15 protein-coding genes and 2 pseudogenes are annotated in these 14,635 nt (G+C 66.4%); 8 read left to right on the forward strand and 9 right to left on the reverse strand.

Features of this window, described 5'->3' with window-relative positions; genetic code table 11:
• Positions 1-47: 47 nt before the first annotated feature.
• Positions 48-602: pseudogene (locus PKE80_RS17040) on the reverse strand (IS630 family transposase); the annotation flags it as partial.
• A gap of 123 nt (positions 603-725) precedes the next feature.
• Positions 726-905, reverse strand: coding sequence for a hypothetical protein (locus tag PKE80_RS17045; RefSeq protein WP_271183533.1), 180 nt, complete (start codon positions 903-905; stop codon positions 726-728).
• A 219-nt stretch (positions 906-1,124) separates the two neighbouring features.
• Here PKE80_RS17045 and PKE80_RS17050 point away from each other — a divergent pair, with 219 nt between their 5' ends.
• Complete coding sequence (locus PKE80_RS17050) at positions 1,125-1,490, forward strand: nuclear transport factor 2 family protein (protein ID WP_069709794.1); 366 nt, start codon at positions 1,125-1,127, stop codon at positions 1,488-1,490.
• Positions 1,491-1,511: 21 nt separating this feature from the next.
• Here PKE80_RS17050 and PKE80_RS17055 read toward each other — a convergent pair whose 3' ends face one another.
• A complete protein-coding gene (locus PKE80_RS17055) occupies positions 1,512-2,312 on the reverse strand; it encodes an SDR family NAD(P)-dependent oxidoreductase (protein WP_069709795.1) in 801 nt (266 codons plus the stop codon).
• Between the two features lie 428 nt (positions 2,313-2,740).
• On the opposite strand from PKE80_RS17055, the pseudogene PKE80_RS17060 reads away from it, so the two are divergent.
• The 4 genes and pseudogenes from PKE80_RS17060 to PKE80_RS17075 all read left to right on the forward strand — a co-directional run.
• Positions 2,741-3,010: pseudogene (locus tag PKE80_RS17060) on the forward strand (TonB-dependent receptor); the annotation flags it as partial.
• Between the two features lie 817 nt (positions 3,011-3,827).
• Positions 3,828-4,265 (forward strand): TonB-dependent receptor, encoded by a 438-nt coding sequence (locus PKE80_RS17065; protein ID WP_069709798.1) that lies wholly within the window; start codon positions 3,828-3,830, stop codon positions 4,263-4,265.
• Positions 4,266-4,328: 63 nt separating this feature from the next.
• Positions 4,329-5,351, forward strand: a complete 1,023-nt coding sequence (locus tag PKE80_RS17070) for an LLM class flavin-dependent oxidoreductase (protein WP_271183534.1) — start codon at positions 4,329-4,331, stop codon at positions 5,349-5,351.
• Positions 5,344-6,405: a class I SAM-dependent methyltransferase gene (locus PKE80_RS17075; protein ID WP_271183535.1), complete on the forward strand. Its 1,062-nt coding sequence runs from the start codon at positions 5,344-5,346 to the stop codon at positions 6,403-6,405. Before PKE80_RS17070 ends, PKE80_RS17075 begins: the two co-directional genes overlap by 8 nt.
• Before the next feature lie 3 nt (positions 6,406-6,408).
• On the opposite strand, the gene PKE80_RS17080 is transcribed toward PKE80_RS17075, so the two are convergent.
• The 3 genes from PKE80_RS17080 to PKE80_RS17090 are packed head-to-tail and all read right to left on the reverse strand — an operon-like array spanning position 6,409 to position 7,943.
• Positions 6,409-6,657 carry a cytochrome C oxidase subunit IV family protein gene (locus PKE80_RS17080; RefSeq protein WP_271183536.1) on the reverse strand — a complete coding sequence of 83 codons (249 nt, stop codon included), beginning with the start codon at positions 6,655-6,657 and terminating at the stop codon, positions 6,409-6,411.
• Positions 6,658-6,672: 15 nt separating this feature from the next.
• Positions 6,673-7,245: a cytochrome c oxidase subunit 3 gene (locus tag PKE80_RS17085; RefSeq protein ID WP_271183537.1), complete on the reverse strand. Its 573-nt coding sequence runs from the start codon at positions 7,243-7,245 to the stop codon at positions 6,673-6,675.
• On the reverse strand, positions 7,242-7,943 hold the full coding sequence (locus tag PKE80_RS17090; RefSeq protein ID WP_271183538.1) for a hypothetical protein: 702 nt from the start codon (positions 7,941-7,943) through the stop codon (positions 7,242-7,244). The genes PKE80_RS17085 and PKE80_RS17090 overlap by 4 nt, the downstream gene beginning before the upstream one ends.
• Before the next feature lie 140 nt (positions 7,944-8,083).
• Between PKE80_RS17090 and PKE80_RS17095 the strand changes: the two genes are divergently transcribed.
• The 3 genes from PKE80_RS17095 to PKE80_RS17105 all read left to right on the forward strand — a co-directional run bounded on the left by PKE80_RS17095 (position 8,084) and on the right by PKE80_RS17105 (position 10,714).
• The gene (locus PKE80_RS17095; protein ID WP_069710193.1) at positions 8,084-8,461 is read left to right on the forward strand and encodes a nuclear transport factor 2 family protein; all 378 of its coding nucleotides are present in this window, start codon (positions 8,084-8,086) and stop codon (positions 8,459-8,461) included.
• Between the two features lie 70 nt (positions 8,462-8,531).
• Positions 8,532-9,368, forward strand: coding sequence for an SDR family NAD(P)-dependent oxidoreductase (locus PKE80_RS17100; protein ID WP_271183539.1), 837 nt, complete (start codon positions 8,532-8,534; stop codon positions 9,366-9,368).
• A gap of 131 nt (positions 9,369-9,499) precedes the next feature.
• The gene (locus PKE80_RS17105; protein WP_271183540.1) at positions 9,500-10,714 is read left to right on the forward strand and encodes an aromatic ring-hydroxylating oxygenase subunit alpha; all 1,215 of its coding nucleotides are present in this window, start codon (positions 9,500-9,502) and stop codon (positions 10,712-10,714) included.
• A gap of 53 nt (positions 10,715-10,767) precedes the next feature.
• Here the strand turns inward: PKE80_RS17105 and PKE80_RS17110 are convergent, their stop codons facing one another.
• The 3 genes from PKE80_RS17110 to PKE80_RS17120 are packed head-to-tail and all read right to left on the reverse strand — an operon-like array spanning position 10,768 to position 14,635.
• Positions 10,768-11,901, reverse strand: coding sequence for an epoxide hydrolase family protein (locus PKE80_RS17110; RefSeq protein ID WP_271183541.1), 1,134 nt, complete (start codon positions 11,899-11,901; stop codon positions 10,768-10,770).
• Between the two features lie 14 nt (positions 11,902-11,915).
• Complete coding sequence (locus PKE80_RS17115; RefSeq protein WP_271183542.1) at positions 11,916-13,025, reverse strand: phosphotransferase; 1,110 nt, start codon at positions 13,023-13,025, stop codon at positions 11,916-11,918.
• 11 nt (positions 13,026-13,036) lie between these two features.
• Positions 13,037-14,635, reverse strand: coding sequence for a phytoene desaturase family protein (locus PKE80_RS17120; protein ID WP_271183543.1), 1,599 nt, complete (start codon positions 14,633-14,635; stop codon positions 13,037-13,039).

Below are 14,635 nucleotides of genomic sequence, written 5' to 3' on the forward strand. Positions count from 1 at the left end.
GGGTCTCCTTCTTACCCATTATGCCCGCTCACACACGGAATTCCTGACAGTCCCTGAATCTGCGATTTCTCGTCCACACACAGCACCACCGCACGATTCGGAGGCGATAGGTAAAAGCCCACGATATCCTGTACCTTGTCGACGAACAGGGGATTGCTCGACAGCTTGAAGGTCTCTGATCGGTGGGGCTGTAGACCGAAGGCACCTCAAATTCCGCAGATCGTGGTATGCGACAGCCCAGCCTCGGCCGCCATCGAACGGATCGACCAATGCGTGCCGGCCTTGGGTGTGGTATTCAGCGTTCGCTCGATCACATGCGCCACTTGCGCGTCGCTCACCGTCCGCGGCCGGCCCGCCCGATATTCGTCGGTCAACCCTTCAATCCCGGGTTGCGCAAAACGACGAGGCCATTTGCCAACCGTGTGTTCGTGAACTCCAAGCCGTTCGGCTACTTCCTTGCTCTGCAGTCCGTCCTCACACAGCAACACCATCCCGCAAAGGTCTGATAATGAGCGAGGAACCTTACGACGCCGCACTTGCGATTCAAGGAATGTCCGATTTGCAGCGCTCAACTTGATAACATCTGCTTGACGACCGACCATCGCATGTCTCCTGTCAATGCAGGGCTTATACAATGCGGCTTATTTCGATTCCAGGTTACTAGGAACCATTGAACAGCAGGTGCTCGAACAAGTGGGCGAAGCCGGTCCGTTCCGGGCCGCTCGTCACGCGAGCCGACATGATACCAGATGCCGACGTGGACGAAGGGGGATGGTCTTGTCCTGGCTGGCGAGCACGCGCAGCCCGCTGGCTAGGGTTATCTTCTCGTACTTGATGACCGTCGACGCGTGGGCCTCGGCGGTTTCGGGCGCCAGCTTCGCGCCCGTGGTCTGCACCGCGGACAAGGCAAAGGCCAGGCAGCAGCGAAGTAGACAATTTCATTGAACCTCCCGAGGAAACGACCATCGAGCGCTTAGCGAGCGAGCTATGCCGCAACCTTGCGGGACGCCTTCGCCGCCCCCGATTTACCGAAACAGGGCCCTGACTACCGACAGGTGCGCCCAGGGGGGCGCGCGCCACGTTTCCCGCGCGTGAAATGACGCGCGGCGAGAGGAGACAAGACGATGACGGCATCGGAAACGCTCGATCTGGATCAGGCGATCCGCGACACCTACCGCTTGTGGAACGAGGGTAGCTATGAGGAACTCAACACGCTTTTCCGCACGATGGGGCCAAATGGCTTCAGCATCGAATACGTCGGTTCTCCCGCGGTGGATGGGCCTGCGGCGATAGAGGCGATGTGGCGCCAATATGGCGGAAAATGCACCACCGAAGCGGTCGAGGTGATCGTCAACGGTTCCGAAGGGGCAGCCTATGTCGCCAATCATCTCCAGACCGAGGAAGGCGTTACAATCCTGCCAAGCCTGGAAACCTACCGGGTCGACGACGGCAAACTGACGATCCGGTACTTCCACCGGACGGCGAACTGATAGCGGCCGTCCGGCGCGCGGTTAGTCGCCGGATTCCATGAACGCCAGCAGGTCGGCATAGTGGGGCTGGTGCACGAGGCCGCCGCCGGAAATCGAGATGTTCTCGCCGGTGATGTAGCGGGATTCGTCCGACGCCAGGAAGGCGACCAGCGCCGCTATGTCGTCCGGGGTGCCGAATTCCGGCGTCAGTATATGGCGCTGGATCATTTCCTTCAGCCCCGGCACCGTCTTCTCCAGCGCCTCGGTCAGTACCACGCCGGGCGCGATGCTGTTGCAGCGGATGTTCTGGCGTCCGTGCTGCGTCGCCACGTAGCGGGTGAGGCCGATGATGGCCGCCTTGGACGAGCCGTAGGCGATGCGGGCGAGGTCGCCAGCGCTGCCCGAATTGGACGCGGTGTTGATGATCGAGCCGCCGCCCGTCTCGATCATGCGCGGGATGGCGTACTTGCAACCCAGCAGGTAGCCGGTGAGGTTCACGTCCAGGATTTCGCGCCAGATGCCGATTGGAATGTCGGGCGCGGTGGTGTCCTGGGCGCTCTTGGCGGGATCGGTCATCGCCGCATTGTTGTGCAGGACGTCGAGGCGGCCGAAATGGTCGACCACGCGATCGACGAGGGCACTGACCGATTGCGGATTGGCCGCGTCGAACTGCACGGCCAGCGCCGCCTCCCCGAGCGGTTCTGCGGCCCGCAGCGCCGAATCCTCGAACAAGTCGGCAATGACGACACGGGCGCCTTCCGAAACCATCCGGCGCGCCACCGCCGATCCGATGCCGCCGCCACCACCCGTCACTATCGCAACCTTGCCGTCCAGACGCTTCATCCTTCGTTCTCCCGCAATTGGTTTCGTTCACGGCTGGCACCCGGTTCAACACCATCGTGCCAGTGTATCGCTGCGTGGCTGGTTGCCCGGGCTCGGGCACCCGTCCAACGGCAGGGCGTGCCCCCCTCGTAGCGAGGGTGACCCTGTCTGGAGAGAGGGCATTGCAGTCCCTATCGTGCCATCCTCAAGGCGTACAGCAGGTAAGGACGGGACCGCCAGCGCCTGCCACCGCAGTTCTGGAGGAGGAACAGCTTCATGAGCCAAAGAGCCCGTCATATCTGCGCCTTGCGTGATCGCGCGCTTCTGCTTTGTCTGGCCATGTTGATGGCGGGAGTATCGCCCAATGCCCTGACGCGGGCGGACGAGACCACCAACGCCGCCGCCAGGGAGGTGCGAAACGACGATATCGTCGTGACCGCCCGGCGCGCATGGGAGAATATCCAGGCGACGCGGTGTCGGTCGCCGCGTTCAACGAAGAGGTGCTGCGTTTGGCCAATATCCAGAGTTCGTCGGACCTCATGTTCAAGACGCCGGGCGTCTACTTGTCCGGATCGGGAGGCAGGGAAAACTCGGTGTTCCAGATCCGGGTCCAGACCAAAGCGCTGGGCGGCTCGAACGCGCTCGCCGTCGTCAGCTATCTCGCCGATGTGCCGCAGTCCACATTCGGCAGCGGGGTGTGGACTTACGACATGGCCTCCGTCCAAGTGCTGAAAGGGCCGCAGGGGACGCTGTTCGGCCGCAACACGACGGGCGGTGCGGTACTCTACTATCCGGCGGCGCCCGGATACGAATGGGAAGGCTATCTCCAGGCCGACTACGGCAACTTCGACCACAAGCAGCTCGAAGGCGCCTTCACGCTGCCGATGGTCACGGATCGCCTTTCCGTTCGCTTCGCGGGCCGCCACGACAAGCGCGACGGGTATACGCGCAACATCGGACTGGGCGGCGATCTGGATGACGTCAATTCCCCCGCCTTCCGCGTCTCGGTGCTGGCCGAACCGACGGATTCGATCCGCAATCTCACCATCTTCGACTGGTATCGCAACTATTATACTGGCGATGGTGCGATCCTGCTCAACGTCAACGATGCGCCGAGCTTGCTCGACCTGCTGGGCATAAAGGAATCCGCGCAGGCAGCCTTGGCCGCCCAGAAGGCGGGTGGTCCCCGCGTGGTGGACAGCGACGTCGAGCCAACCATGAACCGGACGCGGCGCTGGGGGCTGACCAACCGCACCGACATAACCTTGGGTGACATCGAACTGGTCGCTATCTTCGGGTACCGCAAGACTTACGTGGAATACAACTTCAATACAGATGGCGTTCCCCGACTGGACAGCACCCTGGCGCCTGGACTGAGCTTCCCGCTGCTGAATGCCGGCGCGATCAGCCATGTAGAGCAATATACCGAGGAAGTGCAGCTCAAGGGGCAGCCTGCTGGACGACAAGGTCGACTGGCTGCTGGGAGGGTTCTACCTGAAGAGCAAGCTCTACGGCACCACCGGCACCGGCAACGACGTGGGCTTTTGGACCAGTTTTGCGCTGGCGAACACCAAGACCCGGTCGCTCGATGCACCCGCAGCGCTACAGCCCTATCTCAGCGCACGGGAGATCCCGTTCGATCTGGTTGCCAAGACCACCTACACATTGGGCATGCAGTACGGTCTGCCGCTGGGGGACCTAGGCGATCTTGCCGCCAATGCGGACTATTACCATTCCAGTTCGCTGAAGTACGTCAACACCGCGCTGCCCGCCTATGGCATCGTCAACCCCAGGATCGAATGGCGCGGGTTGGCGGGGCGTCCGTTCGACCTGTCCGTCTACGCCACGAACTTGTTCGACAAGGCCTATGCCGCGATCGGTTCGGTGTCAGCTGCGGCGCTGGGGTTCGATGCGGCCATCTATGGTGCGCTTCGCCAGTACGCAGTGTCGTTGCGGTACCGCTTCGGCCCGTGATCGCTGGCGGCACGATCTGACTGCAGAAATGTCGCCCCGGGCGCGACAGGAAAGGAACAGCCAATGAGCAGGACCAAGGCCGTGTGGGCGCAACTAGTGCCGATGCCGGGGGACGCGCTGGTCGCGCTGGCGCAGTCCTACGAGGCGGCGGGGGTCGACGGGGTGTGGGCGCCGCAAATGTTCGGCGCGCCGTTCTCTACGCTCGCCGCCGTCGCGCCGGCCACGCGCAGCATCAAGCTGGGCACGGGCATCGCGCTAGCCTTCGTGCGCAGTCCGCTGGAGACCGCGTGCAGCGCGATCGACCTCGATCTCATCAGCCAGGGCCGCGTGGTGCTGGGGCTGGGATCGAGCGCGCAGAGCCAGATCGAGGGTTCGTTCGGCAGCCCCTACGGCAAGCCGCTCAGCCACATGCGCGAGATCCTCGGCATGATCCGCGCGATCGTGGCGCGCGGCCACACCGGCGAGCTGGAACGGTTGGAGGGCGAGTATCACACGCTAGACCTGTCGCATTTCCGGCTGCTGCATCCGCCGGTGCGGTTCGCCATTCCGATCGTATTGCCCGCGGTGTTTCAGAAGGCCTGTGCGCAGGCGGCGGAGATCGCCGACGGGTTGCTGGGCCATCCGCTGTGGAACGATGCCTGGATCGCGCGCGAGGTGATCGCGAACGTGAAGGCCGGGCTCGATCGCGGCGGCCGCGCGCGCGGCGACTTCACGCTCAACCTGTCGATCTTCACCGCGATCGCGTCTGACCGGCGCGAGGCGATCGAGGATTGCCGCGCGACGGTGGCCTATTACAGCCAGTCGCCCCAATACTTGCGCTATTTCCAGGAGATCGGCTTCGGCCGCGAGGCGGCGGCGATACAGGATGCGTTCGCGAAGGGCGATCACGCGGCGATGGCGGCCGCCTGCCCCGACGCCATGGTGGAAAGCATCGCCGTCGTCGGCACCGTCGACGAAGTGCGCGCGCGGGTGGCGAGCCGCGCTGAATATGCCGATGCGATCACCCCGGTCATCCCGCACTACGGCCTCTCGGCGGACAAGAGCGCCGCTTACACCCAGCGCATCGCGGACACCTTCTATGAATAGCGCCACCATCGCCGCGATGGCGGGCGGTGGGCAGTACAACCGCCATTCGCGCCTGCAACTGGCCAACCTGCAATCGGCGCTGCCCTTGTGGGAGCACGCGGCGGCGGCCGTGGGGCAGGACAGCGCCGGCCTCGTGACCATCGCCGACTACGGGGCCTCGCAAGGGCGCAACTCGATGGGGCCGATGGGCCGCGCGATCGACCTGGTGCGCGAGCGCGACGCCGACCGGCCGGTGCAGGTCGTCCACACCGACTTGCCGTCCAATGATTTCGCCTCGCTGTTCACGCTGCTTGCCGACGATCCGGCGAGCTACCTTCGCGGGCGGGGCGAGGTCCATCCGCTCGCGGTCGGACGCTCGTATTTCGACGCGGTGCTGCCGGCGGGGAGCGTCGACCTCGGCTGGTCGTCGAACGCGCTGCACTGGATGAGCCACAGCCCGATCGAGGTCGACGATCATGCCTGGGCGACCTTCAGCGCCTGCGCACAGGCACGCTCGGCGGTGGACGCGGTGCTGGCGGACGACTGGCTGCGGTTCCTGCGCGCGCGCAGCCGCGAGCTGCGGCCGGGCGGGCGCGTGGTCTGCCAGTTCATGGGGCGCGGCGAGGAGCAGCAGGGCTTCGAATGGATGGCCGACCATTTCTGGCAGGCGATCCTGGCCCTGCGCGCGGCGGGACAGCTTACCGAAGCGGAGACGCGGCGGATGACCGCGCCCTCGGCGGGCCGCTCGCCCGAGCAGATCGCGGCGCCGTTCGCGGCGGGGCTGGTGCCCGAACTGGCGCTCGATCACGTGTCGCGCTTCGTCTCGCCCGATCCGTTCTGGGACGAATACCGCGAGACCGGCGACGCCGCGCGGCTGGGGGCGCGATGGGCGGCGATGATGCGCGCCGCCAACGGTCCCAACTTCGCCGCGGCGCTGGGCTCTGGGCTGGACCCCGCCCGCGACCGCGACGCGCTGCTCGATGCGCTCACGCAGGAACTGGCGTGGCGGGTCGCCGCCGATCCGCAGCGCAGCGTTTCGTGGAACGTGCTGGTGTCGATCCGCAAGCGCGGCTGAGTTTCAGGCGAAGAACAGCGCCAGCAGGACGCCGCACACCGCGACGACCCATGACTGGAAGGCCCATAGCATCGGCGCCGGCGCATCGCGCAGACCCATGAACTCGCGCCCGACGAGCAGGACTTTGGCGAAGGCCACGACGAGGATCACCGCGCCGGAGGTGCCCAGCACGGTCGTCTCGAACGACAGCAGCGTCGCCGCCACCAGCACCGCCCAGACCAGGACGGCGCGATTGGCCAGGATCGAAGGCATCTTGGAATCGTTTCCTTACAAAAGATAAAGCAGCGCGAAGAGGACGATCCACAGCAGGTCGACCAGGTGCCAGAACGCCCCGCTGCCCTCGATCAGCGCCGCACCTCCGGGCATCCTACCGGCCTTGTCGAAGCGCGAGGCGGCGAAGCACAGCACGCCCAGGCCGATCAGCACGTGGACGAGGTGGATGGCCGTGAACATGTAATAGTAGATCGAGAAGCTGTTGGTGTTGAGCGTGAAGCCGTGGCTGATCTTGGCCGCGTATTCGAACGCCTTGACCACCACGAAGCCCGATCCCAGCGCGATCGTGGCCAGCAGCAGCGGCCGGGCCCGCCGGTCGTCGCGGCGCACGGCGGCGACGGCCTGCGCCATGCACAAGCTGCTGGTCAGCAGCAACGGCGTGTTGAGCAGGCCGAGCTGCCGGTCGAGCAGTCGCCGCGAGGCTTCGAACAGCGCATATTCCTGCCGGTGCGCCACGGCGTAAGTGATGAAGAAGACGGCGAACACCACCAGGTCGCCGCCGATGAACACCCACAGGCCTTCCTCGCCCGGCACATGCCCGCCGGATCGGCGTTCGGCGGTGGTCATGCCTCGGCCAGCGCGTCGCGCTTGATCGCCGCCAGCATCGCCACGATCATCAGGTTGAACCAGATGCCGAACACCACCGCCGGCACCCAGAAGGCGAGCACCCCGTTCCATGCGAAGGGGCCGGTCTTGAACAGGCCGACGGCGAAGCCGGGCAGCAGCAGCAGGCCGGTCCACAAGTTCATGTAGCCCAGCCAGCGCGGGAGAATGGGCCGGGCGCGCTTGTCCTGCAGGATCGCCACCCCGGTGACGACATTCTGCACGAAGGCCGGCACCGCGGGCATGACGAACAGGAAGAAGGCGATGTCGCTCAGCATCGCGATCTCGGCGTCGGGCCGGTCGGTGCGATAGGCGGCGACGGTGAAGAACAGGCCCGCGAAGAACAGGGTGACGAAGCCGTAGGCGACGATCATCACGAAGGCCCAGGTGAGCGGCGAGATCGCGCCTTCGATCTTCTTGAGGAACGTTGCGACGGCGGCGAGGAAGGGGAAGAACAGCACCGACGCAGAGGTGATGAGGATCCCCCCGACGAGGATCCCGGTCTGGTGTGCGCGGTAGTAGTCGGCCACCTGCGCCACCGGCAGCGCGGGGTCGAGCGGCGGAAACATGCGTGCGAGCGGCCAGATGCCGACGAACATCAGCGTCCCGGCCAGCGCCCCCATGAACGTGCACAGCTTCATGGTCGTGCTCTTGGTGTCCATGTTCCCTCCCCCGATCCGGTGCCCTGCCCGGCGATCGCGGCATGCTGGCGGGTCGCGGGGCGCACACCACCCGCCTTCGGATAGGGTTCCGGGCAGGCTCGGCGAGCCGATAAGAGCGCGCGGACAAAGGAGCAGTGACGATGACCGATACCGAGGCGAACAAGGCGGTGGCCCGTCGTTACATGCAGGCGGTCGAGGACGGCGACCTGGCTACGATCGAGGCCCTGCAGCACCCCGACTGCACGTGGTGGATACTGGGCTATGGCGACATGAGCCGCGCGGATTTCATCGCCAGCGTCACCGGCGGGCTGCTCAGCGCCAGGCATCGCAAGGCCGAAGTGGTGGGCCTCACCGCCGAGGGAGACCGGGTGGCGGTGGAAGTGCGCGGCGAAATGGTGTTCCCCGACCGGGTTTATCGCAACGAATACCACAACCTGCTGATCGTCCGTGACGGCCAGATCGTTTCGGGCCGGGAATATATGGACACCCGGGCGGCGGCTGAGGCATTCCCCGCCTGAGCCGATTTTCCCGTGTCCGCACGGGGCAGGCGAAAGCAGCGGCGCCCAGCGCCCGGACAGGAGACGGTGTTTGAGCAGCAGGAATGAAGACCTCGCAGGACGAGTCGCGATCGTGACCGGGGCGGGGCAGGGCATCGGCCACGAAGTGGCGACGGTCCTGGCAGAGCGCGGCGCGACGGTGGTTCTGGCCGACATTCTCGGCGACAAGGTAGATGCCGCCGCGCAGGCGCTGGGCGAGCGGGGCCTCAAGGCCGACGCGATCGCCTTCGATCTGGGCGACGAGGCGGCGGTGGCCGATGCCGTGGCGCGGATCGTGGGCCGGCACGGCCGGATCGACATCGTCCACAACAACGCCGCCTACCAGACGAATGAGCAGCGCGCCGGCGACCTCGACGTGATCCACCTCGATACGGGGGCCTGGGACAAGGCGTTCACGGTCAACGCGCGCGGGCCGATGCTGCTGTGCAAGCACGCCCTGCCGACGATGATCGCCGCCGGCGGCGGCGCGCTGATCCATTCGGCCTCAGGCTTCGGCCTGCTGGGCGAGATGACGCTGACCGCCTATGGCGCGTCGAAGGCCGCGCTCATCAACCTGAGCCGGTTCCTGGCGACGCAGTACGGCAAGCAGGGCATCCGCTCGAACGTAATCGCGATCGGCTTCGTGCTCAGCGAAACGGCGGTGGAATCGACGCCGCAGGTCGTCAAGGACGTGCTGCTCGATCACCACCTCAACCCCGAACTCGGCAGCCCGCGCGACATCGCCAACGTCGTCGCCTTCCTCGCCTCGGACGAATCCCGCTTCGTCAACGGCGCGCTGATCCCCGTCGACGGCGGGTTCACCGCGCACCAGCCGACGATGGTCGATTTCCAGAAGCTGTTCGCGGCGGCCGGAAGCAACCAGTTGTAAGCCCTTCTAAGTACCGCCCAGGCGCGCGTTGCCGACCCTATCTTTCTGCAGGTTGCCGGGCGACGGTCGGCCCTATCTTTCGCGTCTCGGACCCCCGCGGACACGGGGGCCGACACAGGACGGGGAGGACGATGCGCGAAGCGGCACTGGAACTGCTCAAGCGGACGATGGACGAACAGCTCGGGCGGTCGGATCATCCGGCGGAGTTTCCGGCTTTGCCGCCGATCCCCGCCGGGCGCTATACCGACCCGCGCTTCGCCGCGCTGGAAAACGACAGGCTGTGGACCGGAAGTTGGCTGCTCGCCGCGATCGAAAGCGAACTGCCGCAGCCGGGCGCTTATCGCCTGTTCGAGAATCTCGACCGTTCGGTGATCGTGTCGCGCGGCAAGGACGGGCGCATCCGGGCGTTCCACAATACCTGCCGCCATCGCGGATCACCGCTGCTGCTGGAGCCGCAGGGCCGCGCGATGCGCTTCATCTGCCCCTATCACTCCTGGGGCTATGACCTCGAAGGCACGCTGCGCTCGGTGCCGGGGCAGAGCGACTTTCCCTGCCTCGACAAGGCGCAGAACGGCCTGGTCGAAGTGCGCTGCGAAAGCCATCGCGGGTTCGTGTTCGTAAACTTCGACCCCGATGCGGCCCCGCTCGCGGATTTCCTGGGCGAATTCGTCGCGCTGACCGAGGGCTATCCGCTGGAGCGGCTGGTCGTGAAGGACCGCTTCCTGATCGAGATGGAGTGCAACTGGAAGATCGCCTACCACAACTTCCTCGAAATCTACCACGTCAACACCGTCCACCCGCGCACGCTGGCGCCGCACCTGGATTCCAGCAGCTTCGTGATCGCACTCTACGAAGGCGGGCACATGCGGTTCGGGACGCGCAAGAAGGGCGGGGATTCGCTGTTCGAGACGCCGCCCGTCCGGCCCGACGACATCGCCGAGGTGTTCCTCGAAAACACGATCGCGCTGCCGACTTTCCCCAACACGTTCTTCTCGCTCGATCCGGTGGGTTTCAACCTGCAGTGCTTCTGGCCGGCCGGACCCGACCGTTCGATCATGGAAGTGCGCCAGCTCGGCTGGGCGTCGGACAGCGAGGCGGACAAGACGTTCTGGTCGGGCATGCGGACCGCGACCGAGCACATCCTGTCTGAGGACATGTGCCTGTTCGCCAATATCCAGCAGTCGCTGCGCAACGGCGCGTTGCCGGCGGTCGTGACCGGCTACCAGGAGCGCGCGCTCTACTGGTTCGAGGAGGAGATCGACCGCCGGATCGGGCCGGAGCATATCCCGGCGGAGTTGCGCGTCGAACCGCGCATCGGCGCATTCATGGCACCGCGCAGCGCCTGACGGGCTGTGAAGGGGCACGCCATGTGACGCGCCCCCCGGTCACGCGCCCCGAGTCACGCGCCCATCGCGGCGAAGCAGGTGCGCAGTTCCTGCACGAACAGGTCCGGCTGCTCGAACGCGGCGAAGTGGCCGCCTGCCGGCAGTTCGTTCCAGTGGACGAGGTGGGGGTAGCTGCGCTCGGCCCAGCGGCGGCTGGGGCGGAAGATCTCCTGCGCGAAGATGCTCACTCCCACCGGCAGTTCCAGCCGCTGCGCCCGGAACGCGTTGGCGCTTTCCCAATAGAGCCGTCCCGAGGATGCGGCGGTGTTGGTGAGCCAATAGAGGCTGATATTATCGAGCATGGCGTCGCGCGACAGCGCGTCTTCGGGATCGCCGCGGTTGTCGGTCCAGGCCTGGAACTTCTCGTAGATCCACGCCGCCTGGCCGATGGGGGAATCGGCGAGCGCATAGCCGACCGTCTGCGGGCGTGTGCTCTGCAGCTTGGCGTACCCGGAATCGTGGTCCTGGTAATGCTGCATCCGCGCGACCGTCTTCGCCTCGGCTTCGGTGAGATCGGCGAAATCGCTCTCCTCGGGGAACACCAGCGGCATGTTGAGGTGGACGCCGGCGCATTCCGGCGGGCGGGCCATGGCGATCGCGGTCGTCACCGCCGCGCCCCAGTCGCCGCCTTGCGCGAAGAAGCGAGTGTATCCCAGCCGCCGCATCAGCCGGATCCAGGCATCGGCGATCTTCTCGACCCCCCAGCCGGTGCCGCTGGGCCTTTCGGAAAAGCCGTAGCCGGGCAGCGAAGGGATCACGACGTCGAACGCCGGCGCATCGGGCGCGTCCGGCGCGGTGAGCGGGCCGATCACGTTCAGGAATTCAAGCACCGAGCCGGGCCAGCCGTGCGTCAACAGCAGCGGCGTTGCACCGGGCCGGGGGCTGCGAACGTGGATGAAGTGGATCGCCAGCCCGTCGATCGGCGTGGTGAACTGCGGCAGCGCGTTCAGCGCGGCCTCGCAGGCGCGCCAGTCGTAGCCGTGGCGCCAGTGGTCGCACAAGGCCTGCAGCCGGGCGATGGGCACGCCCTGGCTCCAGTCCTCGACCGTCTGCGGCTCGGGCCAGCGGGCGGCGTCGAGGCGGCGGTGGAGGTCCTCGATCGCGGCTTGCGGGATGGCGACGGTGAACGGGGTGATCGCGTCCGACATGTGGGTTCCCTGAGTCAGAAAGAGAGGCCGAGCGCGTCGACGGTGCCCAGGTCCTCGCCCGCGACGAAGATGCGTTCGACGATGTGGAGGCCCTTCTGGCCCCATTCGTCCATGTTCGCGATCCACGCCTGCATCGCGTAAGGCGGCCAGCGCCGATAGTATTCCCAAAGCGTGTCGTCGTCGGGCACGCCTTGCGCCCCGGTCTCGACGAGGCACTGGCGATAGTGGCGCAGCAGGTCGCGGTCGTGGGCGCGGCGCTCCTCGATGGTCAGCGCGCCGAGGATGAAATAGGTGAAATCGCGGATCGGGCGTCCCTTGCGCACCAGTTGCCAGTCCAGCCACACGCGTTCGCCATCCGGGCGGACGTAGCTGTTGCCCTGGTGGCTGTCGCCGTGGACCAGGCACCAGGGGCCCTGCTCCTTGGTCTGCGCGAAATCGATCAGCGCGTCGAACACGGTGTGCAGGCGCGAGAGGTCGCTCTTGATCCACGCCGGCAGGAAGGCCTGGTATTCGGCCTTGACGTGATTGCGCTCGGCGAAGCTGTACATCATGTGCAACTGCTGCGTGTCGACCGGGGTGGCCATCGAGACTGGCAGCCAGTCCGCCGCGTGCAGCAGCGGGCTGTCCCAGAAGGCGCCATGGATGCGCGCCAGGCTGGCCACCCCGCGCGCGGCTTCCTCGACCCCCATGTGATCGGTGCTGACGCCGAAGTGGCCGCCCTCGATCGACAGGTCCTCCATCACCACCAGCCCCTGGCCGCTGTCGGCGCGCGGATCCCACGCCTCGAAGTAGGAGCGCGGCGCGGGGAAGGCGACGTGGCTGCGGAAATCCTCGTAGAAGCGCGCCTCCAGGCGGCAGATGCCCTGGCTTTCGAACTGCGCCCAGTTGGCCTTGAGGCACACGTTCTGCGGGATGCCCGCCGCCTTGCCGATGGCGTTGAGCGTCAGCTTGACCTGGTACTTGGTGGTGTGGCTGTTGCGCAGGAAGACCTTGTCCATCGCTTCCACGACGATGCCGGGATAGCGCGGCTGCATGATGGCGGTCAGCCACTGCGGCGTCACGTCTTCGAGGCGGGCGGGGATGCCGACCGGGTTCGCCCTTACCTCGTCTGCTGCTGCCGTCATCGCCCGCTCTCCTATTTCGTTTTCTTGAGTTCGCGCAGCGCGCGGTTGGCGGCGATGCGCCCGGCGATGCCCGAGACGCCGCCGCCCGGATGCGCCCCCGCGCCGCCGATCAGGAAGCCGGGGAAGGGCGGCTTGGGTCCGCCGAAGCCGGTGGCAGGGCGATGCACGCCCGATCGCAGCGCGCCGAAGTCGATGTGGGTGACGCAGCCGTTCGTGACGTTGAGGCGCTTTTCGCGCTCGCGCGCGGTTTCGACGAAGCGGCCGACCTCGGTGTCGAGACCGTCGTAGAACTCGCCCAGATGCGCCTTGATCGAGGCCATCGTGCTGTCCTTTAGCGCGGGCGACCAGCCCTCGCGCGCGTCGACCGCAACGCCCGGCAGGTAGACGTAAGCGAGCGAGCCGCCGGGCGGGGCCTGCGTCGGGTCGGAATTCGACAGCGGGCTCAGCGACATCGCGTGGCGCTGCGGAATGTCGCCGCGCCGGGCGGTGGCGAAGGATTCGCGCACTTCCTCGGGCGTGCCGATCAACCCGACCGCCTTGTTGAGATCGGCGCCGTCGTGGCGCAGGTCCTGGTGGCGCTTGAGCGTCAGCGGGCCCGACATCGCGATGTTGGCGAGGAAGGGGGCGGCGTTGGAGCGGTTGGCCGGCGCGTGTTCGATGCGGTGCACCAGTTCGCGCGGGACGCCGCCGGGTGTGGTCAGGCGCATCGCGGTGCGCGGATCGCAAGTGGCGATCACCATCTTCGCGCGGATCACCCGGCAATCGGCCAGCCGCACCCCGCGCGCGGCGCCGCCGTCGACGATGATCTCGGCGACCGGCGCGTTCAGCTCGATCCGCGCGCCCGACGCCTCGATGCTGCGCGCCAGCGCGTTCGAGAACGACTGCAGGCTGCCGATCGGCTTGCCGGTGCCGTATTTGTGCGTGACCGCGAAGATCATGTAGGCGGCGGCGTTGCCGTCGTCGTCCACCGGACCCGCGCCGGCGGCGATCCCCAGCAGCAGCGCGATCGTGGCGGGATGCTCGAAGCGTTCGCAGGCGATCTGGTCCGCGGTCGCCTTGGACATGGCGATCAGTTCGTCCTTCAGGCGCACGTTGCGCACCGCCGCGCCGATCATCTTGGACGCGTTGCGGAAGTCCGGCCGGCCGGGTTCGGCCATCATCATTGGAAAGCCGATGTCCATCATCACGTTCAGCGTCTTCATGAACGCGAGGTAGGCCTTGCCATCGTTGCGGTTGATCCGGGCGATGTCGTCGGCGGTGCGCTCGTAGTCGTAGAACAGCGCGATCGAACTGCCGTCGGGATGGAGATAGGCATACGTCGGATCGGGATCGACGGTGCGCAGGCCGTACTTGTGGAGGTCGAAATCCTCGATGATCCCGGACTTGCGTGCGAACAGCAGCTCCACCGCGCACGGCGTGACGAGGTGCTCGGGCGCTTCGGGGATCATGTACCCCGAACTGGTCATGCCGCCCACTTTGTCGAGCCGCTCGACGACGACGACCTTCTTGCCCTCGCGTGCGAGATAGCCGGCGGCGGCCATGCCGTTATGGCCCGCACCGATGACGACGACGTCCACCGCCTCGCCGATGACGCTTGCTGGTGCAGCCAT

It is taken from the genome of Novosphingobium resinovorum, from assembly GCF_027922145.1.
GTDB lineage: Bacteria > Pseudomonadota > Alphaproteobacteria > Sphingomonadales > Sphingomonadaceae > Novosphingobium > Novosphingobium resinovorum.